21 protein-coding genes are annotated in these 22,668 nt (G+C 52.4%); 10 read left to right on the top strand and 11 right to left on the bottom strand.

Annotation, left to right across the window (positions count from 1 at the left end; translation table 11 throughout):
• Positions 1-7: 7 nt before the first annotated feature.
• On the bottom strand, positions 8-1,384 hold the full coding sequence (locus tag ACESSO_RS09340; protein ID WP_373164817.1) for a recombinase family protein: 1,377 nt from the start codon (positions 1,382-1,384) through the stop codon (positions 8-10).
• A gap of 386 nt (positions 1,385-1,770) precedes the next feature.
• Here ACESSO_RS09340 and pta point away from each other — a divergent pair, with 386 nt between their 5' ends.
• Together pta and ACESSO_RS09330 are read left to right on the top strand one after the other, a co-directional pair.
• The gene (pta, locus tag ACESSO_RS09335) at positions 1,771-2,745 is read left to right on the top strand and encodes a phosphate acetyltransferase (RefSeq protein WP_373164815.1); all 975 of its coding nucleotides are present in this window, start codon (positions 1,771-1,773) and stop codon (positions 2,743-2,745) included.
• 108 nt (positions 2,746-2,853) lie between these two features.
• A complete protein-coding gene (locus ACESSO_RS09330; protein WP_373164813.1) occupies positions 2,854-3,270 on the top strand; it encodes a hypothetical protein in 417 nt (138 codons plus the stop codon).
• 18 nt (positions 3,271-3,288) lie between these two features.
• Here ACESSO_RS09330 and ACESSO_RS09325 read toward each other — a convergent pair whose 3' ends face one another.
• The 5 genes from ACESSO_RS09325 to nifJ all read right to left on the bottom strand — a co-directional run bounded on the left by ACESSO_RS09325 (position 3,289) and on the right by nifJ (position 10,144).
• Positions 3,289-4,656, bottom strand: coding sequence for an AI-2E family transporter (locus tag ACESSO_RS09325; RefSeq protein ID WP_373164811.1), 1,368 nt, complete (start codon positions 4,654-4,656; stop codon positions 3,289-3,291).
• A gap of 46 nt (positions 4,657-4,702) precedes the next feature.
• The gene (locus ACESSO_RS09320; protein WP_373164809.1) at positions 4,703-5,008 is read right to left on the bottom strand and encodes a hypothetical protein; all 306 of its coding nucleotides are present in this window, start codon (positions 5,006-5,008) and stop codon (positions 4,703-4,705) included.
• A gap of 14 nt (positions 5,009-5,022) precedes the next feature.
• Positions 5,023-5,664, bottom strand: a complete 642-nt coding sequence (locus tag ACESSO_RS09315) for a 3'-5' exonuclease (RefSeq protein WP_373164807.1) — start codon at positions 5,662-5,664, stop codon at positions 5,023-5,025.
• Positions 5,661-6,362, bottom strand: coding sequence for a DUF2461 domain-containing protein (locus ACESSO_RS09310; RefSeq protein ID WP_373164805.1), 702 nt, complete (start codon positions 6,360-6,362; stop codon positions 5,661-5,663). Before ACESSO_RS09310 ends, ACESSO_RS09315 begins: the two co-directional genes overlap by 4 nt.
• Positions 6,363-6,583: 221 nt before the next feature.
• The gene (nifJ, locus tag ACESSO_RS09305) at positions 6,584-10,144 is read right to left on the bottom strand and encodes a pyruvate:ferredoxin (flavodoxin) oxidoreductase (protein WP_373164803.1); all 3,561 of its coding nucleotides are present in this window, start codon (positions 10,142-10,144) and stop codon (positions 6,584-6,586) included.
• Between the two features lie 313 nt (positions 10,145-10,457).
• Here nifJ and ACESSO_RS09300 point away from each other — a divergent pair, with 313 nt between their 5' ends.
• Positions 10,458-11,981 carry a YifB family Mg chelatase-like AAA ATPase gene (locus ACESSO_RS09300; protein ID WP_373164801.1) on the top strand — a complete coding sequence of 508 codons (1,524 nt, stop codon included), beginning with the start codon at positions 10,458-10,460 and terminating at the stop codon, positions 11,979-11,981.
• A gap of 138 nt (positions 11,982-12,119) precedes the next feature.
• Positions 12,120-13,316 carry a M15 family metallopeptidase gene (locus tag ACESSO_RS09295; protein ID WP_373164799.1) on the top strand — a complete coding sequence of 399 codons (1,197 nt, stop codon included), beginning with the start codon at positions 12,120-12,122 and terminating at the stop codon, positions 13,314-13,316.
• Between the two features lie 37 nt (positions 13,317-13,353).
• On the opposite strand, the gene ACESSO_RS09290 is transcribed toward ACESSO_RS09295, so the two are convergent.
• Positions 13,354-14,697, bottom strand: a complete 1,344-nt coding sequence (locus tag ACESSO_RS09290) for an MATE family efflux transporter (RefSeq protein ID WP_373164797.1) — start codon at positions 14,695-14,697, stop codon at positions 13,354-13,356.
• 198 nt (positions 14,698-14,895) lie between these two features.
• Between ACESSO_RS09290 and ACESSO_RS09285 the strand changes: the two genes are divergently transcribed.
• Entirely contained in the window at positions 14,896-15,030 is a 135-nt protein-coding gene (locus ACESSO_RS09285) for a helix-turn-helix transcriptional regulator (protein ID WP_373164796.1), read from the top strand.
• 695 nt (positions 15,031-15,725) lie between these two features.
• On the opposite strand, the gene ACESSO_RS09280 is transcribed toward ACESSO_RS09285, so the two are convergent.
• From ACESSO_RS09280 to ACESSO_RS09265, 4 genes are all read right to left on the bottom strand, one after another.
• A complete protein-coding gene (locus tag ACESSO_RS09280) occupies positions 15,726-16,418 on the bottom strand; it encodes an aspartate/glutamate racemase family protein (protein ID WP_257465777.1) in 693 nt (230 codons plus the stop codon).
• Between the two features lie 78 nt (positions 16,419-16,496).
• Positions 16,497-16,955: a GNAT family N-acetyltransferase gene (locus ACESSO_RS09275; RefSeq protein WP_373164794.1), complete on the bottom strand. Its 459-nt coding sequence runs from the start codon at positions 16,953-16,955 to the stop codon at positions 16,497-16,499.
• A gap of 25 nt (positions 16,956-16,980) precedes the next feature.
• Complete coding sequence (locus ACESSO_RS09270) at positions 16,981-17,781, bottom strand: helix-turn-helix domain-containing protein (RefSeq protein WP_373164793.1); 801 nt, start codon at positions 17,779-17,781, stop codon at positions 16,981-16,983.
• Between the two features lie 34 nt (positions 17,782-17,815).
• On the bottom strand, positions 17,816-18,259 hold the full coding sequence (locus tag ACESSO_RS09265) for a GNAT family N-acetyltransferase (RefSeq protein ID WP_373164792.1): 444 nt from the start codon (positions 18,257-18,259) through the stop codon (positions 17,816-17,818).
• Between the two features lie 378 nt (positions 18,260-18,637).
• On the opposite strand from ACESSO_RS09265, the gene ACESSO_RS09260 reads away from it, so the two are divergent.
• The 5 genes from ACESSO_RS09260 to ACESSO_RS09240 all read left to right on the top strand — a co-directional run bounded on the left by ACESSO_RS09260 (position 18,638) and on the right by ACESSO_RS09240 (position 22,653).
• The gene (locus ACESSO_RS09260) at positions 18,638-19,051 is read left to right on the top strand and encodes a cysteine-rich VLP domain-containing protein (protein ID WP_040012746.1); all 414 of its coding nucleotides are present in this window, start codon (positions 18,638-18,640) and stop codon (positions 19,049-19,051) included.
• A gap of 111 nt (positions 19,052-19,162) precedes the next feature.
• Positions 19,163-19,558: a replication initiator protein A gene (locus tag ACESSO_RS09255; RefSeq protein WP_373164790.1), complete on the top strand. Its 396-nt coding sequence runs from the start codon at positions 19,163-19,165 to the stop codon at positions 19,556-19,558.
• Between the two features lie 182 nt (positions 19,559-19,740).
• Positions 19,741-20,679, top strand: a complete 939-nt coding sequence (gene mobV / locus ACESSO_RS09250; protein WP_373164788.1) for a MobV family relaxase — start codon at positions 19,741-19,743, stop codon at positions 20,677-20,679.
• A 58-nt stretch (positions 20,680-20,737) separates the two neighbouring features.
• Entirely contained in the window at positions 20,738-20,935 is a 198-nt protein-coding gene (locus ACESSO_RS09245) for a hypothetical protein (protein WP_373164786.1), read from the top strand.
• Between the two features lie 140 nt (positions 20,936-21,075).
• Positions 21,076-22,653 (top strand): DUF4368 domain-containing protein, encoded by a 1,578-nt coding sequence (locus ACESSO_RS09240; RefSeq protein ID WP_373164851.1) that lies wholly within the window; start codon positions 21,076-21,078, stop codon positions 22,651-22,653.
• Positions 22,654-22,668 lie beyond the last annotated feature (15 nt).

The following is a 22,668-nucleotide window of genomic DNA, read 5'->3' as shown; positions in this document are numbered from 1 at the left end:
AAAACAGTTATCCCGCAGAGGATTGACGCACCTCTGCGCCTTCAATCACATAAAATATCTCTATTTTATCGTTTTGCAGTACGATTCGCTGCACGCAGGCACGCACCAGTGCCTGCTTCTCCACATCGCTCAGCCGGTCCCAGCAAGAGCCTATTGTTTGCAGCGCCTGTCGCGCGGCATCCTGCTCCTCTTGCCGCTCTGCCTGCTTGGCACTCTCCAACGCCTGCTCTGCACGGCTGCATTCCCGCCTGGCGCGAGCTATCGCGTCCCGCAGGGTATCATCCTCCCCTTCCGCAAACAGCTCATATAAGCGGCGCAGCTTGCGCTGTGCGCGCTCGAGCGCATGCCGGCATTCCGCAGGCTCTTTCTTGCTGCCGCGCGGCGAAACCGGCTCAGCGGCCAGTCGGGACAAATCACGGATGACGACCGACTCCACCTGCCGCGCCATCACGCCGCGGTTCGGGCAGTTCGCATCGTGCACCAGATGCGGCTTGGATTTATCTCTCGAATAGCATACCAGCTTATCGCCTGCACCGCCCCATTTCTGGTAACGCATTTTCGCTCCGCAATGCCCGCAGACCAGAAGCCCGGTCAGCAGTTTACCGGATGAGGCAGCACGCGGTTTGTCCACACGCTGTAAACGCTGCTGAACGCGTTCAAACGTTTTTTTATCAATGAGCGGCTCGTGCCTCCCGGAATACGTCTCCCCACGATAAACTATCACCCCTGTATTGCTCTCCCGCAAGAGAATCTGCCGCACAAGATGTTCATATTTCAGCCCCAGTTCACGCGCAATCCGCCCGGTCGACTGCCCCTCCAGATACCGCGCATAGATTTCACGCACGGTTTCTGCGTCACTGTTCGGCACCAGAATCCCCTTATCCGCGTCATAGTCATACCCAAACGGGATTTTGCCGCCGCCCGGCCAATAGCCCTGCTTAACACGTTCCACCATGCCCATACGGGTACGCAAAAAAATATTTTCTCGCTCGAGCTGCGCAAAAGCAGACAAAATACCAATCATTGCGCGCCCGTATGGACTGCCGGTATCAATATTCTCATTGATGGACACAAAGTCCACGCCATGCGGCAAAAAAACGTCCTCGATGAGGTAAAGCGTATCTTTCTGACTGCGGCTGAGACGGTCCAGTTTGTAAACTACCACGCGCTCCACATTACCGGCGCGTATTGCCTCCACCAACTGAGTGATTGCCGGTCGTGTCAGATTGGAACCGGAAAAGCCGCCGTCTACATAACGCTCAAACTGCGCAATGCCTTTCATGCGGCAGTATGCCTCGAGCTTTTCCGCCTGCGCCGCCAGCGAATAGCCTTCATCCGCCTGTGCCTCGGTTGAAACGCGCAAGTAAAGCGCTGTATGCTTCATATTTCATCCCTTCCGAGACTGCATCCCTCCGTTTCCAGTATAGCAGAGGGGGCCGAGTCAGGCAATGGAAGCTGCTGCCTGCTGCGCGCGACACCCAGCAAAGCGCCGATTCCTTCCCGGTCCAGCAACAGCGGCGGCATTATGCCATGCAAGCGTCTGCCATTCAAATACCGTATCACCTGCATCTCATCACATCCTTTCCACTCCTATTTTGCCCAGTTTTTTACCAATCCAGTCTTTACATGAAGCGTTACAGAAATTGCCCAAAATCTACTCAAATAATACTTGTGAAGCGCTGGTGACAGGGTGTATAATGTGGATACAATAGTTTGTCCACGGCTATCTTTTGCGCCGGACAAACCCATTAAAATGGAGGAGAATGCAACATGTTTGAAAATCTGATTGCTACGCTGAAGGCTGACAAGCGCAAGATCGTATTTACCGAAGGCCCCGATCCCCGTATTCTGGAAGCTGCTTCCCGTCTGAAGAAGGACGGTCTGCTGGATTCCATTCTGGTTGGTAATGTGGACGAAGTGAAAGCGGCAGCGCAGGCTGGCGGCTTCGATATCGAAGGAATGGAAATCATTGACCCTGCGACCTATCCGGAAATGGATGCAATGGTTGCCAAGATGGTCGAACTGCGCAAAGGCAAGATGACCGAGGAGCAGTGCCGCGCTTCGCTTGCAAAGGGCAACTATTTCGGCACAATGCTGGTTAAGATGGGTAAGGCGGACGCCCTGCTCGGCGGTGCTACTTACTCCACTGCAGATACCGTTCGTCCCGCGCTCCAGATTATCAAGACCAAGCCGGGCAACAAGATCGTAAGCTCCTGCTTCATTCTGCGCCGCGACGCCAAAGACGGCGGCGACGAGATGTATGCTATGGGCGACTGCGCAATCAACATCAATCCGGGCGAGGACGATCTGGTTGAAATCGCCATCGAGACCGCCAAGACTGCCAAGGCTTTTGGCATCGACCCCAAGGTTGCCATGCTGTCTTACTCGACCAAGGGCTCCGGTAAGGGCGATACGGTTGATATGATGCGTAATGCGACCGAAAAGACCAAGGCCGCTGCACCGGAGCTTGCTGTTGATGGCGAGCTGCAGTTCGACGCAGCCTTCTCCCCGGTCGTTGCTGCAACCAAGTGCAAGGGTTCCCCGGTAGCCGGTCAGGCCAACACCTTCATCTTCCCGGATATCAATGCCGGCAACATCGGCTATAAGATTGCGCAGCGTCTGGGCGGCTTCGAAGCATATGGCCCGATCCTGCAGGGTCTGAACGCGCCGATCAACGACCTGTCCCGCGGCTGCAACGCGGATGAGGTTTATCAGATGGCGATTATTACCGCGGGCCTGAAGTAATTTCTCCCCTGCGTATTCTCAGAACACTAAACTTTCAAGGGCCGAAACCATTTGGTTCGGCCCTTGTTTGCTCTACGGGACAGTAACAGACAAAGGAGCGTGCCTATCATGAAACAGAAACCGATGATTGTTTTGTTATGTGTTCTTGCGCTGTGCGGTGCACTGGCCTTTGTTCTGACACCCTATTCTGTCGCACCGCAGGCTGAACAGCTAGAGGTTTGGCGTGTGCAGCGCATGATCGGCAATGCAGAATTTGAAGATCTCACCTCGCAAGTCAATTTCACGCAGCTGTCAGAATTGCTCACATCCTGCAAAGCGTCCCGCCTGCCGTTTTATCAACAAAGCTACTCGCTCGATACCGTGCAATACGAAATCTACGCACACTACAAAGGAAAACCGCTGAATTTTGTGCTGGGCAAGAACAGCTTCGCCTACGAAAGCGCACCGTGGAACCACCATCTGCGCGATGCACAGGCACTGATTGACGCGCTGGACACCATGCTGCCGACAAGCACCGCAGCATAAAAAAAGGACTGACGAAAGTCAGTCCTTTTTTTGTTCCTCTTGTTGTTTCTGCGCACGTGCTTTTTCCGCCGCACGACGACGCTCCTTCGCCGAAACCGGCGGACGTTCCTCTTCCTTAATCACAACAAACTCACCGGTAACCGAATCAAGCCGTCGCGGCCCGCGATAGTCATTGGTATCCATAGACAAGCCGCGCTTTTTCAGCAAACTGCAAACCACCTCAGTTACCGCACTGTACAGCACGGCAAACAGCGGCACACCGACCGCCATGCCGACAAATCCAAACACACCGCCAAACAGTAAAATGGCAAACATGACCCAAAAACTCGAAAGACCGGTTGAATTACCCAGAATCTTAGGGCCAAGGATATTGCCGTCAAACTGCTGCAACGCCAGAACAAACAATACAAAATACACTGCCTGCACCGGACTGATTACCATAATCAGAATGGTGCTTGGGATTGCGCCGATAAACGGTCCGAAAAACGGGATAATATTGGTCACGCCAATGATAACCGAAATCAGCAGTGCATACGACTGATCCATTGTCATCAGCCCGAAGCCGATCAGCAAACGCAAGCCGATAAAGCACAGCACTCCGATAATCAAAGAATCGATGAGCTTGCCCGTGATAAAACCGCCGAACACACGGTGCACATACGCTACGCGCCCCATAATACGATTCGCACGGTTGATGGAAAACAAACTGTACGTCATCTTTTTTGCCTGTGCGCAAAACGTGTCCTTGCTGTTGAGAATATACAGTGCAATGATGATACCGATCAGAATATCGAACAATACAGAAACCGTCGTTACAACGCCGGTCATCAACGCAACGAGCTGCGGCAACGCAATATTCTGCACCCAGTTAACAATCTGTTGGGAAAACTCCTCGTACAGCTGGAGGAAATTACGCTCTATCACCGGATTATCCTTAAGCAGGGATGCCACCCAGCCGGAAATCTCATTGAGATAGGTATCCATAGATTCGAGCAGTGAGAAAACACTCACTATCAGCTGCGGAAGCACCATCCAAAGCAGAATTCCCACCACGGCAATGCCAATCAACAGCGTCAAAATGCTGCATAATCCTTTCGCAATACGGGTTCCGTTTTTCAAACGTCGCGACAAAGGCGGCTGAATTCTCTTATACAGTGCATTAAAGATAGGCATCAGCAAATATGCCATCACGAAGCCGTAGATAAACGGACTGAGAATGCCAAGCAGTTTTTGAAACATTGTCCAGATAATCGGCAGCCACTGCAATAAAAACACGACTATCGCGCTGGAAACAATGACGCAAAACGCTGTCAATCCCCATTGAAAGTAATGCGGATGCGCGCGAAATTTTGATTTATTTTGCTGTGTCGGCTCCTCCACAGACATACTCCTCTCCTACCAGGATTGTCACCCAACGTCATGATGCAGCAGCCTATTCTTCTTCGCAGTCAAAGAAAATACGCCAGAACAGATACAGCCAGCTTGCCGCAAACGCAACAAACAGAACACCGCGGAATTTCTTGAAAAAGCGTGAGAAGCAGGTGCCCAGCCATAATCCCAGAGACAGTAGGCATACCTTGAAAATCGCAAAATCAAAAACAGAGAAATTCTGCGCCTTGGATACCGCATAATCCGTCCAGCGGCCTGCCTGACTGCGTGCATCATCCGCATAGCGCAGCATTTGCTCTGCACGTGCGCGAAGGGCTTCCCGATCAATGTTTTCCAAATAGTTTTTCATAGCTGCTCTCTCCTTTATACATGGGTTTGGGTTGAACGGACGGTTTTCCCGCCCCGAAGTTCTTTCGCTACGCTGCATGGCACGGTTCCCATACAGGAAATCCGTCCCAGACGCATACCGATTTTTTGTGCCAGCTCATCTGCATCTGCACTTGCCGTCTCGCGCAGGGCAGCCTGCAAAATCAAACCGGCTGCGCGTGCATCCGATCCTGCCTCATGATGATTCAAGGGAATGCCAAGCGCTTGCGATACCGTATCGAGCTTATGATTTTGCAGCCGCGGCCACACCCGCTGTGCCACCTTCACCGTACACACATAACGGCATTCCGGTACGGGAAGATGATAATGCGACAAACAAGCGCACAGCACCGCCGTATCGAACATGGCGTTATGACAGACCAGCACGCTGCCCTCGGCCAATTCTCCTATGCCCTGCCTCCAAACTACGTCAAACGCAGGCGCATCCGCCACCATAGACTCCTTAATATGATTGACACGGACATTTCCCCAGTGGAATTTTCCGACTTGGGCGGGCGGTTTAATGAGCGTCGTTTGTTCCGCCACCAACACGGAATCTTCAAAAATGCTTACACCTAATGCACATGCACTGAGTCGAGATGCATTGCCGGTTTCAAAATCAAGCGCCACATATCTCATTGGACCGCCTCCCGACGCGCGGCCTCCGCGCGTTCTTTCGCTGCCAGCAGGAAACGGTAAAACGGCGCCAAACGCTGCATGGTTTGCACCATCGGCTGTACAAACGAACCGTCCAGCAGCGGCGCAAAGTCCTCGGTCTCACGGAAATCCACACCAATCTCCTTCCGGTTGAGCCAATCCTGATAGAGCGGCTTTGCATCCGGAAACTTCGGTCGCTTGTACATTTCTCCGTCAAGATGCATCTGCGGGCAGGCCTGCACTGCGTCATAGGCTTCAAGAAACAGCTTATCCTCATGCAATATCATCTCTCGCAGGGATTCCATTTCCCCTCTGCCCCATGCGCCCCAGCAGCCAAAGCCCCAGAACTCAGGATGTATCTCAAAATAATAGCACGGTACAGATTCGTGCTCCTGTCGTTTCCGCCGAAAAAACATCCACATATTGGAACGATATAGCGTTTTGTCCTTCGTATAACGTGTATCACGCCGCACACGCGACACCATGCGCGATGGAGTGACCACAAACTGCGCATCAATTTCAAGCATCGCGGGCGTCATCTGTGCAATCAATTCATGAAACGGCAAAATAACCTTTTGCTTAATTTCTTCTTTGTGTTCTTCGTAAAAATCCTTGCTGTTTTGCAGGCGGTTCAGCTGCAGCAAATCAATACCCGCAGCGTTAAAGCCTGTGAATGCCATGAAAACGGGCACCACCTTTCTGTTTATCATTGTACCGCGTTTTCCCTGTTTGCGCAACAGGATTTTGCTGTTTGCCGCTGCGAAAACGCAAAATATTGTGGAGGTTTCCGTCCTATCTGCCGAAAATATCCAGCGAAATACAAAAAACCGCCCACGGTATCATTCCGCGGGCGGTTCTTCATTTTGTTTTAGTCCAATGCCTTCTGCGCGCTTAACCGGTCTTACGCCTCGGGAGCGTACAGAGCCTGCAGACGCTGCAGATGTGCATAACGCTTGGTAGACTCAACCTCAGATTCCGCGAACAGCTTCTCAGCGCGATCCGGGAACGAGCGGGTCAGAGCCGAGTAACGCGCTTCGTTCATCATGAACTTGCGGTAATCCTCAGTCTTAGGCTCCTTGGATTCAAGGATGAACGGATTCTTGCCTTCCTCAGCAAGCTCCGGATTGAAGCGGAACAGGTTCCAGTAACCGCAATCAACAGCCTTCTTCATCTCAGCCTGGCAGTTAGTCATGCCGCCCTTGATGGAGTGCATTTCACACGGAGCGTAGCCGATGATGAGGGACGGGCCGTGGTAAGCTTCTGCCTCCGCAATCGCCTTGAGAGTCTGGTTCATGTTCGCACCCATCGCGATCTGCGCAACATATACATAACCGTAGCTCATTGCGATCTCAGCGAGGCTCTTCTTCTTGGTGGTCTTACCGGAAGCCGCGAACTGAGCAACAGCACCGATGTTGGTAGCCTTGGAAGCCTGACCGCCGGTGTTGGAGTAAACCTCGGTGTCGAATACCATAACGTTTACATCCTGACCGGAAGCGAGGACGTGATCCAGACCGCCAAAGCCGATATCATAAGCCCAGCCGTCGCCGCCGAAGATCCAGATGGACTTCTTAGCGAGGTATTCCTTATGCGCAAGAACTTCCTTGCAAGCGTCGCAGCCAGCAGCCGCACCCTTTTCGAGTTCGGCAACCAGAGCCTTGGCCGGCTCTGCATTGTCAGCACCATTGTCCTTGGTTTCCATGAACTTGGCAATCGCATCCTTGGTCGCAGCCGGGGTCTGCTCTGCAGCAGCCATCTCTTCCAGCTTGGAGATCAGGCGCTCACGGATAGCCAGCTGGCCATAGTACATGCCGAGACCGTGCTCCGCGTTATCCTCGAACAGGCTGTTCGCCCATGCCGGGCCATGGCCGTTCGCATCAACGGTGTACGGGCTGGTAGCAGCCGGGCCGCCCCAGATGGACGAACAGCCGGTCGCATTGGAGATATACATACGGTCGCCGCAAACCTGTGTAATCAGGCGGGCATACGAGGTTTCAGCGCAGCCTGCGCAGGAGCCGGAGAACTCAAGCAGCGGCTTCTTGAACTGGCTGTCCTTGACCGAGTTGACAGAGAACATGTCCGCCTTCTCGGAAACCTTGGCTACGCAGTAGTCGAACGCATCCTGCTGGGCAGCTTCCTGCTCCTGCGGCATCATGGTCAGGGACTTGGTCGGGCATACGCCAACACATACGCCGCAGCCCATGCAATCGAGCGGAGAAACAGCCAGTGCATACTTGTAAACGCCCTTGCCCTTGCCGGCCTTGATGTCGACAATCTTGGTCGACGCCGGAGCCGCGGCTGCTTCTTCCTCGGTCAGCGCGAACGGACGAATAGTCGCGTGCGGGCAGACATAAGCACACTGGTTACACTGTACACAGGTATCCTGATTCCAGGACGGAACGGTAACCGCTACGCCACGCTTCTCGTAAGCGGCAGCGCCGTGCTCGAAGGTGCCGTCAACATGCTCGCCCGCAAAAGCGGATACCGGCAAAGAGTCGCCGTCCATGCGGCCGATCGGCTCCATAACGTCCTTGACCATCTTGACGACTTCCGGACGGCCCTGCAGATCGCGGGTATCTTCCGGATCAACAGCGTCAGCCCAAGCAGCCGGAACGTCAATCTTGACGAACGCGGTAGCGCCGGCGTCAATCGCCTTATGGTTCATATCAACGACATCCTGGCCCTTCTTCAGGTAGGACTTGGTCGCAGCATCCTTCATATAGCCGATGGCTTCTTCCTGCGGCATAACCTTAGCCAGCGTGAAGAAAGCGGACTGGAGGATGGTGTTGGTGCGCTTGCCCATACCGATCTCAATGGCGAGGTCAATCGCATTGATGGTGTAAAGCTGGATATTATTCTTAGCAATATAGCGCTTCTCAGAAGCCGCCAGATGATGCTCAAGCTCTTCCGGCGTCCACTGGCAGTTAATCAGGAACACGCCGCCCGGCTTAACGTCACGCACGATCGGGAAGTGCTTGGTGATGTAGGACGGGTTATGGCAGGCAACGAAGTCCGCCTTATTGATATAGTACGGGCTCTTGATCGGCTTGTCGCCAAAGCGCAGGTGTGAAACGGTAACGCCGCCGGTCTTCTTAGAGTCGTACTGGAAGTACGCCTGAACGAACTTATCGGTGTGGTCGCCGATGATCTTGATGGAGTTCTTGTTCGCGCCGACAGTACCGTCGCCGCCGAGACCCCAGAACTTGCACTCGGTAGTGCCTTCCGCCGCAGTGTTCGGCGCCGGCTTCTCTTCGAGAGACAGGTAGGTTACGTCGTCGGTGATGCCGATGGTGAACTGACGCTTGGGCTCTGCCTTGGTCAGCTCCTCGTATACCGCAAAGACAGAGGACGGCGGGGTATCCTTGGAACCCAGACCATAACGGCCGCCGATGACGGTCTTGTCGGTGATGCCGGCATTGGCCAGCGCAGTAACAACGTCCAGATAAAGCGGCTCACCCTGTGCGCCCGGCTCCTTGGTGCGGTCGAGAACCGCAATCTTCTTGGCAGTCTCCGGGATAGCGGCAAGCAGCTTGTCCGCACGCCACGGACGGTACAGGCGAACCTTGACAAGGCCGACCTTCTCGCCATGTGCGTTGAGGTAGTCGATAACTTCTTCCGCTACGTCGCAAATCGAGCCCATCGCGATGATAACGCGGTCAGCATCGGCAGCGCCGTAGTAGTTGAACAGCTGATAGTTGGTACCGAGCTTGGCGTTAACCTTGCCCATGTACTCTTCTACGATTTCCGGAACAGCCTCGTAGTACTTGTTGCAGGCCTCACGATGCTGGAAGAATACGTCGCCATTCTCGTGAGAGCCGCGCATCATTGCATGCTCCGGATTGAGAGCGCGCTTGCGGAACGCTTCCACAGCGTCCATATCGCACATTTCCTTCAGGTCCTCGTAATCCCAAACCTCGATCTTCTGAATCTCGTGGGAGGTACGGAAGCCATCGAAGAAGTTGATAAACGGAACGCGGGACTTCAGGGTAGCCAGATGCGCAACCGCACCCAGATCCATTACTTCCTGCGGATTGGTTTCAGCCAGCATAGCGAAACCGGTCTGGCGGCAAGCCATAACGTCAGAATGATCACCGAAGATGTTCAGCGCATGGGATGCAACCGTACGCGCGGAAACATGGAACACGCAGGGAAGCAGTTCGCCTGCGATCTTGTACATATTCGGGATCATCAGCAGCAGACCCTGAGATGCGGTATAGGTCGTGGTCAGCGCGCCGGCCGCGAGAGAACCGTGAACCGTACCTGCGGCACCCGCCTCGGACTGCATTTCGATTACCTTAACGGTAGTACCGAAAATGTTCTTCTGACCTGCGGCTGCCCACTGGTCTACGCTGTCTGCCATGGGGCTGGACGGGGTAATCGGATAGATACCCGCGACCTCGGTAAACGCATACGACACGTGTGCCGCAGCAGTGTTACCGTCCATGGACTTCATCTTTCTTGCCATGTTTATATCCTCCTATTCAGTTATAACATGCTGAAGGGGTGAAAAGCCTTTTCGCCCGCTTTTTGACACGGGAAAAAACCGTCTCCACCGGCCGTTTTTATTCTATCACTCCTCACCAAAAATGTAAACACTTAATATGACAAATTCGTAACAATTCCCCGATTATCAATAATAATTTCGCATTATGAAACAACAATCTCATACTGTTCCAAAATGTTACACTTCCTTTGCAGTTGTCGTTTTGCATTGCGGAATCTACAAAATTGTAGTATATTAATAAAGTAAGTCTTTGAGCAACGTAGGAGGGAGTTCGATGGTCGCGCGTGTTTTTTCCGCGGGTCTGAGCGGAATCGACGGTTATATTGTCACCGTCGAATGCCTGCCTTCGAACGGCTTGCCCCGTCTGGATGTGGTCGGTTTGCCGACCGGTGCGGTCGCAGAAGCCGGAGAACGTGTACGAGCTGCTGTCAAGTCCTGCTCGTTTGACTGGCCGGTTTCTCGCATCACAGTGAATCTTGCCCCGGCGGATACCCGCAAGGCAGGTACGGCATACGATCTTCCTATTTTGCTTTCCATCCTTGCGGCCACCGGTCAAATCGACTCGCTGCCGCAAGATGCTATTTTCCTTGGCGAGCTTTCGCTGTCAGGTTTGCTGCGTCCGGTCTGCGGCGCACTTTCCATGGCGCTGGCCGCGCGGGACGCCGGTTTCCGCACGGTTTATGTGCCGACGCAGAACGCACAGGAAGCCTCCTATGCCACCGGCATTACGGTTCTGCCCGTCGAAAGCCTGCCCGCGCTCATTGCGCATCTGTCAGGCCGCGCGCCGCTGGCTCCATGCCCGCCGCCCGAGCCCCCTCCCCCAGAGGATACTACATTGGATTTTTCCCATGTGATGGGGCAGCAGGCCGCAAAGCGTGCACTGGAAATTGCCGCAGCCGGTGGACATAACGTTTTGCTTTCCGGACCGCCCGGTTCGGGTAAAAGCATGATGGCAAAACGCTTTTCCACCATTTTACCGCCGCTGTCGGACAGTGAACGGCTGGAAGTTATCCGTGTCTGGTCGGCTGTCGGCCGCGGGCAGGAGGCTGTCGGACGCGCCTCCCGCCCCTTTCGTGCACCGCACCACACCACCTCTGCCGCCGCTCTGGCGGGCGGCGCAGGTGCAAGCAACCGTTTACCCACACCGGGTGAGATTTCGCTTGCACATCACGGCGTGCTGTTCCTGGACGAATTACCGGAGTTTCGCCGCGATGTGCTCGAAGCGCTGCGCCAACCGCTGGAGGATGGCCGAATCACGATTTCCCGTGTTGCGGGACAGGTTACCTATCCCGCTCGTTTTCAGCTTATTGCCGCCATGAACCCCTGCCGCTGCGGCTGGTACGGCACCGAACGCTGCACCTGCTCCAACGCATCCGTGCAGCAATATCTGCGCCGTCTGTCCGGCCCGCTTCTTGACCGGATTGACCTGCAAATTGCCGTTCAGCCTGTCGAATATGCAGCGCTTGCGGCGCGCGGACAAGCTGTTGAAGAATCGTCCGCCTTTATTCGTACCCGTGTTATGGCTGCACGTCAAATACAGTACCGGCGACAGGGTGAGGATATCTGCAATGCACACCTTCTGCCTGCGCACCTGTCGGAATGCTGTCCCCTGACAGAGGACGCTTCACAGATGTTTCACGCAGCCTTCGAAAGACTCGGTCTGACCGCGCGCGCTCATGACCGTGTGCTGCGCATGGCGCGCACCATTGCCGATTTGGCGAACAGCCCGGTTATTTCTTCAGAGCACCTTGCCGAAGCGTTACAATATCGCGCGCTCGACCGCACCATCGGCAGGTAATTATCCACAACTTTTGTGGAAAAAGCTGTGGATATTGTGAATAAATTTCTGTTTTTCTTATTTTTTACATAAACCGACACGCTCATATCCATAAAAAATACGCAATTCAATACCCATTTCCAAGGAGGCCCCTTACTTATGCCACATCCGTTTTTTCGCCGCGCCGGCACACTTGCATTGCTCGCCGCGCTGCTCACACCGCAAGCCGGCGCGCTGTCCGACGTTTCTGCCTGGGCGCAGGAAGGCGTTGCCGCGGCGCAGGAAGCCGGACTGATACCAAGTTCGCTGGAAACGCGCAGTGCAACAGGCGCCATCACCCGCGCCGAGTTTTGCGGCATCGCCGTCAACGCGTATAAAGCTGTCAGCGGCAAAGCGGTTTTTGCTTCGGGCAAAAAGCCCTTCCGCGACTGTGACGATCCGAGTGTCGTCGCTGCCTACGAGCTCGGACTGGTCAACGGCCGCGGCGACGGCATCTTCGATCCGGATGCCGAGATTGAACGGCAGGACCTTTGCGTCATGCTATACAACATTCTGGACGCCGCCGGCATTGACGCTGCCCCAATCGCAGGCGACGCTTGCGTGGAAGATTATCCTGACGTCCCTGAGATCAATTCCTATGCTGTTGACGCTATGATTACCATGGTGGATCATACTGTGGTCAACGGTATTTCCGCTGCCGGACAAACCACCGTACTCGCTCCCAGCGGAACTGCCACGCGTGAACAGGCCCTCATCATGGCAACCCGTTTTTGCTCCGCCTTCGAGGGCGCCTCAAACAACAGCTCTGACACTACCGACGGCACGTGGGAAGAACCGGACCTGACGCTGCCGCAGACAGAAGAAGAAAAAATGGAACTGGTCTATGGTGTGGGCGGTCAGAAATACCAGACTGCCGAGGAGGCAGAGGCTAATATGGTCGAAATTTCCGTTCCGGTCTGGCGTTTACAGGAGGACGGCACTAAGACCTCCGGCACAGCGTATCTGCAGGTAAACCGCAACCTTGCTTCCATCTACGAAGCAGTGTTTGAAGAGATTTACAACGGAGATGAGCAATTCCCCATCAAGGATGTCGGCTGCTACTCCTGGCGCACGGGCGAGCACTCTCAGGGCACTGCAGTAGACATCAACTGGGAGGAGAACATGGAGGCGACCATCAACGAAGATGGTTCTCTGACCCCAACCACCGGCTCCTACTGGCTGCCGGGCGAAGACCCCTACTCTATCCCCGAAGGCGGCGACGTGTACAACGCATTCATTAACCACGGCTTTCTGTGGGGCGGCAATGCATGGCGCAGTAAGCGCGACTATATGCACTTCAGCTATTTCGGCACCTGAAAATCAAAAGGTCCTGCCAATCAGGCAGGACCTTTTTTCACGCTTCTACATGCAGCAAACGTGTTTTATTGCTCCAATAATATGCCACACCCACCAGATCAGCCAACGCCCAGCCAATTGGCACGGCAACCCATATACCGGTCACGCCTACCGAGGGCATGGCAGACAGCAAATAAGCAAGCGCTACGCGCGTACCCAACGAAATCACCGTCAGCACCACCGACATGCCCGGCCGCTTGACCGCCCGGTAAAAGCCGTACAATAAGAACAGCAGACCGATTCCGAAATAGCACGACGCCTCAATTCGCAGATAACCAACACCAACTGCAATAATCTCTGTCTCTTCCGGCTGGATAAACAAACCCATCAGCGGACGCGCCAATATACATACCGCTGTGCTGATAACCACACAGAACACAAACGCTGTTCCCACCGCGCTTTTGATTCCGCGTCGGATGCGTTCCTCGTTCCTTGCCCCGTAATTCTGCGCAATAAAGGTCGAAAATGCATTGCCGAAATCCTGCACCGGCATATAGGCAAAGGAATCAATCTTGACCGCTGCGGCAAACGCCGCCATGACGGTTTTTCCGAAGCTGTTGACCAATCCCTGCACCATCAAGATGCCGAAATTCATAACCGACTGCTGCACGCACGTCAAAACAGACAGACCGGCGATCTCGCGGATAATCCGGCGGTCCCAGCGCATATGGCGCCGCTGCACACGCAGCTCTGGAAAACGCAGCAAACAATATGCCGCGATGCCAATACCGGAAACAAACTGCGCCACCACCGTAGCGACCGCCGCACCTGTCACACCCCAGCGGCACACCAAAACAAACAGCAAATCCAGAACAATGTTGAGCACCGCCGATGCTGCAAGAAACACCAACGGCACCAGTGAATTCCCCACTGCACGAAGCAGATTGGCGAAGAAGTTATATAAAAACGTCGCCAATATTCCAAAAAAGATGTAAAACAAGTATTGCCGCATGAGCGGCGCAACGGTATCCGGCGCATGCAACACCCGAACAATCCAGTCCAGTCCTGCAAAAACCAGTACATTCATCACAACCGCAATCACACCAATCAGCAGGAAGGACAAAAACAAACTGTTTTTCAGACGTTCCATATCCCGTTTTCCGAACTGCATAGCAAAAAACGCACTGCTGCCCATGCACAGGCCCAGCAAAATCGATGTCAGAAACACCATCAGCGTGTAGGCCGAGCCAACCGCCGCCAATGCATCCGCTCCCAGAAACCGCCCCACAATCAGCGTATCCGCTACATTATATAATTGTTGCAGCAGATTGCCAACCATCAGCGGCAGCGCAAACAACAGAAGCCGTCGAGTGATGCTTCCTTCTGTCAAATCAAGCGACACAGCACAACTCCCCCTTTCCCACTTTGACTATCCTAACAGAATCCGGCAGCAGCGTCAACCATGCTCCGCTTTGCTCAACTGCCAGTTAAAAAATCCAACCGCTGGTTAAACTTTGCCTCTATTGTATCTGTCACAGCAGCATGATAAGATAAAATTACAAAAGGTCCTTTTGAATCTGCTATTATAAGGATGAACGATATGGAACTTTTCATCGGAACCACAATCCTTGCCGCACGCCGCGCCAAAGGACTGACACAGGAAAGTCTGGCTGCGCTGGTTGGTGTGTCAGCGGCTGCGGTCAGCAAATGGGAAACCGGAGTTTCACATAGTTAAAGATACCACACCAATCCCACGCTGACTTTTGCTCAACCGATACAGCCGGAGGGCTGGATAACAAGAAAAGGCGGTATGCGCCCCGTGGAGGGGTAGCGTACCGCCTTTTCTTGTGGGGGTTTCCAAAGGGGGCAACGCCCCATTTGGCACACGACTTTGCTTGCAAAGTGTAGTGTGTTATACCTGCTGGCTTGGCTGACGGGGGAAACGGGGTGCGGTGTTTTTTGCGCCCCGCTTGCTCCGTCAGGAAAACAGGCTGACTTTTTGTGAATGGGAATGAACAAAAAATCGGGCTGTTTTCAGAGAACGGCGGCAGGTATATGAAAGCCTCCGTCCCTCGTCCTACGCTCCGACTTGTGGACAAAATGTCCCGAAGTTGTGGCCACACTCCCGGAAAAGTAGCAGGACAGCGTGCAACCGTCAAGGCTGAAATGAACGGGTTTATACCCGGCCTTGACTGCCGCCCTCCGTCCCGCTGAACGGGCAGACAAGGCGGCCAATCCCTCAAAGTGCTTGGCCGCACTCTTTTTAATTTAGGAGCGTTCTCCCTTTCAAAATTGAAATGGGCGGGAAGCCATTTTGTGGCTTTCCCGCCTTGATTACCTTTTAGCAAAGACGGGCGGGGATGTCAACGGCGGCGCATGAAATGCGCCGTTCATCTTGACCGTTGACTGGCTCGGTTGGCTTTGCTATTTTTATTGAATCGCATATTGGTAAATTGCGTTGATATGTACTTGGGTGGTATTCACAATTGGAACATTAACATCTTCGGATTTTATGGCAAGTGGCAACTCAGTACAGCCGAGAATGAGTGCATCTACATTTTCTTTTGCAATATATTTATTTGCCAGTGCAATCATTTTCTCTTTATCGCTTGGAATTACTATACCATTCTCCAAATTGGGGTATATCAGTTTCCCTAATAGAGATATTTCTGCGTTAGATGGGATAACCGCTTTTATCCCGTTTGCTGTTAATGCTTTTTCATAAAGACCGCTACGCAAAGTTGATTCTGTTCCAAAAATAAGTGCTTTTTTGAAACGAAGCCGCTTAAGTTCCTTAATGGTTTCCTCGACAATGCTAATTACAGGTAGCGGGAAATTATTGCATATTCTATCCCACACAATATGTTCTGTATTTGCGGTAATAGCAGCAATCTCTGCGCCAGCGGCTTTCAAATTGGAGAGACTGGAAAGTAAATATTCTCCTAAAACTGAATAGTCACTATTTTCGAGCGCCACATCGTGTTTAAGCATATTCACACTATCAATCACAATTTCTGGATATATGCTGTTATTTTGTTCATTCAAACTTTTTTGTATAAGTCCCAAATAATACTCTACTGTTGAAGCGGGGCCAATCCCTCCGACAAGTCCTATTTTCTTCATTTAGTTACCCCTAACATTGTATAAATCATTTGTTCTCAAAATTGAAATGGGCGGCAAGCCATTTTAGGGCTTTGCTATTCAGTCCACACCAGAAAGGCTCATGTATAAAAGCGGATAAGGATTGCCCTGTTCGTCAAGATCTGTCCTTTTGTAAACCTGAAAGCCCATGTGTTCATAAAAGCCCTTGGCCTGCGGATTCTGCTCATTCACAGCCACCCGCTCTACGGCATAGGTTTTAATCCCATATTGGAGCAGGCGCTTTCCGAGACCCTTTCCTCTTTCTTCCGGGGAAATGAACAGCATTTCCAATGTGCCGTCCTCTATCCCCATAAAAGCCACGGGGCAGCCCATATCATCTTCGGCAATCATCAAATGAGCAATTCCAATGAGCGCCTGCGGCACATATTCTTTTATCTTTTTGATTTCGCTGTCTGACAGAAACAGGTGTGTCGCTCTTACAGAACTTTCCCATACCGTCAGCAGCCGATTTATGAAATCCGGTGTCCTGTTTTTGGGTTCTACTTCAATGATTTTCATTTTTCCTTTGTGTATATCCGCTTTCTCATTTTCTCCCTCGCTGTGGGTTTGGATTTTTCAGCAAGTCCGACTTCTGTGCAATCCTTTTCAGCCATTTCTTTTCCTCGTCTGACAGCTTCCCATAATTCAGCTTGAGTCGCTTGCAGATAAAGGCCATCGCAGCCTGTTCCGGGTCGCTGTTTGGGCTGGCGGCTTCTTCGGCGGTCTGCAAGAAATCTTCCAGAGGATTGTCCTCCGGGACGCTGAAAAAATCGTCCTTGTGGGCTTCCCGCAGGTCAAGGGCTATCTTGTTTATATCCTGCTGTATCACATGGCGGCAAAAGCTGTCATCGTCAATGTGGGCGGCGATCAGCTGCCTTAACTGCGGGTCAGTCAGACCGGGATTGTGCTGCTTCATAATGGTTGCGCTCACAGCGTCCACAATGGCGTTTGCCCCCTGTACCTGCTTTGCCGCTATGCCGTTCACATAGATTTCAAGGTCAGCCATGAGCCGGGGAAAATCCGGGTGCGTCGCCAGTTCACACAGGAGGCCATTATCCACCAGCCCGCTTTTCAAAAATTCAATCATATCATCACTCAAACGCAGGTCTGCAAGATCGGCGTTTGGGTGATTTTTTGTTTCAGCGCGGCACAGCAGATAATCAACGGACACTTCGTAAAATTTCGCCAGCTGGATAAGGGCATAGTGGCTGATGTCCTTGAACTTGTCCCCCTCATAGCTGCCTAACGCAGACTTGGAGAGATGGGTTTCCTCCGCAAGCTGCTCCAGCGTCAGGCCACGCTCCACACGCAAGTCTTTTAGGCGTTCCTGTATAGATAGTTCCATGCTCTCCCTCCTTGTCTGCTCGATAAATGGGAATTTATATTTTTTTCTGTAAATAAATCATATCTGTTAGTTGAACCCCACCTTCAAAAATAGGGTGGTCATAGTTATCAATAAAAAAATTTTTAATGCTGTGTGAACGGGCAAAACCACATTTTTCATAAAAAGAAACGGTCAACAGGCTATCCCCTGTACCAACTTGTAGTATCGAATACTTCCCTTTATATTTCGCAGCAACAAAGTCAATTAGTGCCTTGCCGTAACCTTTGCCCTGATATTCTGGCGCAGTTGCAATATTTTTAATTTCAAGAATGCCTTTGCCTTCGTCGGTTACTACACACTCGCATTTAACCCCATTATCGCCTAATACATACATCGTTCCTCTATCAATATATCGGTCTATCATGCTCTCTTGTTCGTCGGCTAACAGTAATAAGGGGAGAAATTGTTTTTTATTCTCTTTGATTTCTATAATTTCCATATCGGTATGTACTCCAAAATTATCGTTTATTGTTCTGCTTTTTCATTATACCACAATTCCGAGAGCGTGGAAACAGGCTGTTTTTTAGGCCGATTTCCCACCTTTCGGATATACGGGACTGGCGGTCATTTAGGTGTAGACTTAGATTAGTTCATCGATGGACAGCACCTTGAAAACCAAATGACCGTCCGAAAAGGAATACCCCGGCTGGGGAAGCACCGCAAGGAGCCGTACTTCTGGACACTTTGTCCAGAGGTCACTTCGGGACAAGTTGTCCCGAAGTTATGGGGAGCGTGCCAACGCCGGAACACGCCGCAGGAATGGGGCAGGAAGCCTTTTCGGGGAGAACGGCAGCGGAAAGCAAAATGGAGGGAACGCATGAAAAATAACCCCTACAAAGATTTGCCGCCGCTGGAACGCAGGCCAGACGGTTCCCTTTACCGCATGACACCAGCGCAGCGGAAACGGGCAAGCGCCCTGATACGCCGGGAGTGCTGTTGCTGTGAGGACGGCAACTGCATTGCCCTTGACGATGGGGACGCCTGCATCTGCCCGCAGACGGTTTCTTTCTCAGTCTGCTGCAAGTGGTTCCGCTGGGCGGTCTTGCCGCTGGACGGGGCATTGGAAGCAGAGATTTTCCGGGATAAGGACTTGAAACGCTGTGCAGTCTGCGGCGGCGTATTCGTCCCCAAATCCAACCGGGCTAAATACTGCCCCGGCTGTGCCGCCAAAGTTCACAGGCGGCAGAAAACAGAAAGTGAACGGAAAAGGAGGTCTTGTGTGGACAGTTAGGAGTGAAAAAAGCCTTGATTTATCAGGCTTTGCAAGCCCCAAACCGGGGCGGGTAGTATAAATTATCGCCCACCCCGGAAAACGGGCTTCTAACCGTCCACAAAACACGCTATGACAAACACGATTTACATTCATCAGCCGGAACAGGCGTTCAGCTTCACCCGGCTCCCCAATTTTCTCTTTGAAGCCCCTACATTCCAGCCCCTGTCCAACGAGGCAAAGCTACTGTATGCCTTTATCCTGCGCCGGACAGAGTTATCCCGGAAAAATGGGTGGGCGGACGAGTATGGGCGGATTTACCTGTATTATCCCATCTGCGAGGTGGTTGACCTGCTCCGCTGTGGGCGGCAGAAAGCGGTGAACACCCTGCGGGAACTGCAATACGCCGGGCTGGTAGAGATCCAGAAGCAGGGCTGTGGGAAACCCAACCGCATTTACCCAAAATCCTATGAAGTGGTTTCAAACACCGACTTCAAGAAATCCCGTTCTGGTACGCCGGAGGACTGAAAACCGTACCCATGAAGTACGGAAATCACCTTTGAGAAGTACGGAAACCGGACGGTATATAGAAATACAAAGATAAAAAGATTGATTCATATTCTATCCATTCCAATCCTATCCGAGCTATTTCCGGCGGGATTTTCCCTGTGGAAAACCCCGGATGGGAAAGGAATGGGGAAAGGAGTTTCATGGCACAACACGCAATTTTGCGTTTTGAGAAGCACAAGGGCAACCCGGCAAGGCCGCTGGAAGCCCATCACGAACGGCAGAAAGAACAGTACGCCAGCAACCCCGACATTGACACAGCCAAAAGCAAGTACAACTTCCATATTGTCAAGCCGGAGGGGCGCTATTACCACTTCATTCAGAGCCGTATTGAGCAGGCTGGATGCCGTACCCGCAAGGACAGCACCCGGTTTGTCGATACCCTGATAACTGCCAGCCCGGAGTTTTTCAAGGGGAAATCCCCAAAGGAAATACAGGCATTTTTCCAGCGGGCGGCGGATTTCCTCATTGACCGGGTAGGCCGGGAGAATATCGTATCGGCGGTGGTACACATGGACGAGAAAACGCCCCACCTGCATTTGACCTTTGTGCCGCTGACAAAGGACAACCGCCTGTGCGCCAAAGAAATCCTCGGCAACCGGGCAAACCTTACGAAGTGGCAGGATGATTTTCACGCTTACATGGTGGAGAAATACCCGGATTTGGAGCGTGGGGAGAGCGCCAGCAAGACAGGCCGGAAGCATATCCCCACCCGGCTGTTCAAACAGGCGGTTTCCCTCTCCAAACAGGCCAGAGCTATCGAAGCCGCCCTTGACGGCATGAACCCGCTGAACGCCGGGAAGAAGAAAGAGGAAGCCCTCTCCCTGTTGAAAAAGTGGTTTCCGCAGATGGAGAACTTCTCCGGGCAACTGAAAAAGTACAAGGTCACGATCAAAGACCTTTTGGAAGAAAATCAAAAGCTGGAAGCAAGGGCAAAGGCCAGCGAAAGCGGCAAGATGAAAGACCGCATGGAACGGGCAAAGCTGGAAAGCGAACTGGAAAATATGCAAAGGCTGGTTGACCGTATCCCGCCGGAAGTGCTGGCGGAACTGAAACGGCAGCAGCGAACAAGAGAGAGGTAAACGCTATGAACAGAAATTCAAGCTACATGATTAAAAATAATCATACGGAGGACACTGGATGGTAAAAAGCGAAAGCGACATTATTGATACAACACACACCGGGCAGGTCATTACTGACGAGAACGGCACACAGTATTTTGTATGTGGGAAAAACCGTATCAAAATCTCCGAACATTTCGCCGCTGGCGGTCGTCCGATTGGCGATCTGATTGTGGATGTCGTCCGGCACACGGCGGCAAAGGCCGCTTCTTCGTGACCCATCGTTGATACACGCCCACGCTTATGATATAATTGCCATAGAGCAAAAGTATTGTAAGCGTGGGTTGTTTCTTTAGAAGGAGGATTTTTACGGTGAAACAACCTTACAATACTACCATTTACAACACGGCTCTTTATATGCGGTTAAGCCGTGACGATGAAAGCTATGGCGACAGCGTAAGCATTGAAACGCAGCGGACAATCCTGCAACAGTACGCAAGGGAGCAGGGGCTTCATGTGGTCGGGGAATATGTGGACGATGGATGGAGTGGGACAAACTTCGAGCGTCCGAGTTTCCAGCGCATGATGGATGATGTGGAAGCCGGAAAAGTAAACTGCATTGTCACCAAAGACCTGTCCCGTTTCGGGCGGGAGCATGTGATGATGGACTACTATCTGGAATTTCTGTTTCCGGAAAAACGGGTGCGCTACATCGCCGTTGCGGAAAACGAGGACACAGAAAAGGGACTGTCTGATTTCGTGCCGTTCAAAAACCTGTTCAACGAATGGTTCGCAAAGGACACCAGCCGCAAGGTAAAGACCGCTTTCAAAGCAAAGTTTGCCGCCGGACAGCGTATCAGCGCCTATGCTCCCCTCGGGTACAAGAAGCACCCGGAAATCAAGAACAAGCTGGTGATCGACGAGGAAACCCGCTGGATCGTGGAGAAGATTTTTGACCTTGCCGTTCACGGCAAAGGGGCGGCCAGCATTACAAGGATATTGATTGCGGAAAAAGTACCGACGCCGGGATTTATCAACTTCCAGCGTGACGGGACTTTCGCCAATATCTACGCTGGCGCACCAGAGGAAAAAGGCTACGCATGGACGATAGCGCAGGTCAAAAGCATTATGAAAGATGAAACCTACATCGGCCATACCATCCACTACCGGGAGATCAATATTTCCTTTAAGAACAAGCGGAGGATACGCAAGCCACAAAGCGAATGGGTGCGGGTGGAAAACACGCAGGAGCCGATTATCAGCGAACAGGTTTTCAGGCAGGTACAGGAGCAGATTGCAAGCCGCCGGAGGGAGCGCAAGAATGGCACGACACAGATTTTTGCGGGGCTGATAAAGTGTGCGGACTGCGGCTGGTCGCTGGCCTACGGGGAGAACAGGCAGAACAGCAAGCCCTATGGCTACTACCATTGCAGCAAGAACGGGCAAGGTACACGCCAATGCTCCATGCACTACATCCGCTATGATGTGCTTTACGCCTATGTCCTCTCCCGTCTGCAATACTGGTCGGGGCTGGTACAGCACGATGAAGAACAGCTTTTGAAACGGCTGCTGAACGCCAATGACAAAGGACAGGCCGCCGCAAGAAAAAAACAGGCCGCTGAACTGAAAAAAGCGGAGAAGCGGAAAGCAGAGGTCGATACCCTGTTTGCCCGGATGTATGAGGACTGGGCGGCGGGGCGTATCACGGAATACAACTTCAATATGCTGTCCGGGAAGTACCAAAGCGAACAGGCGGAACTGGAAGAAAAGATTGAACAGCTTCAATCTGTCATTGCCGCTGAAAGCCAGAGCGCCGCAGACGCAGAAAAATGGATTGCCTTGATGAAAGAGTGCGTCAATCCCACGGAACTCACCGCCGAACTCTTGAACACGCTGATTGAAAAAATCCTTGTCCATGAGGCGGTCAAGAACGAGGACGGGAGCCGGGAACAGGAGGTAGAAATCTTCTACCGCTTCATCGGCAAAATTGATTGAACGACACCAATATCT

Source organism: Agathobaculum sp. Marseille-P7918 (genome assembly GCF_964248325.1).
GTDB lineage: Bacteria > Bacillota > Clostridia > Oscillospirales > Butyricicoccaceae > Agathobaculum.
This window is presented reverse-complemented; position numbering and strand designations above follow the sequence as displayed.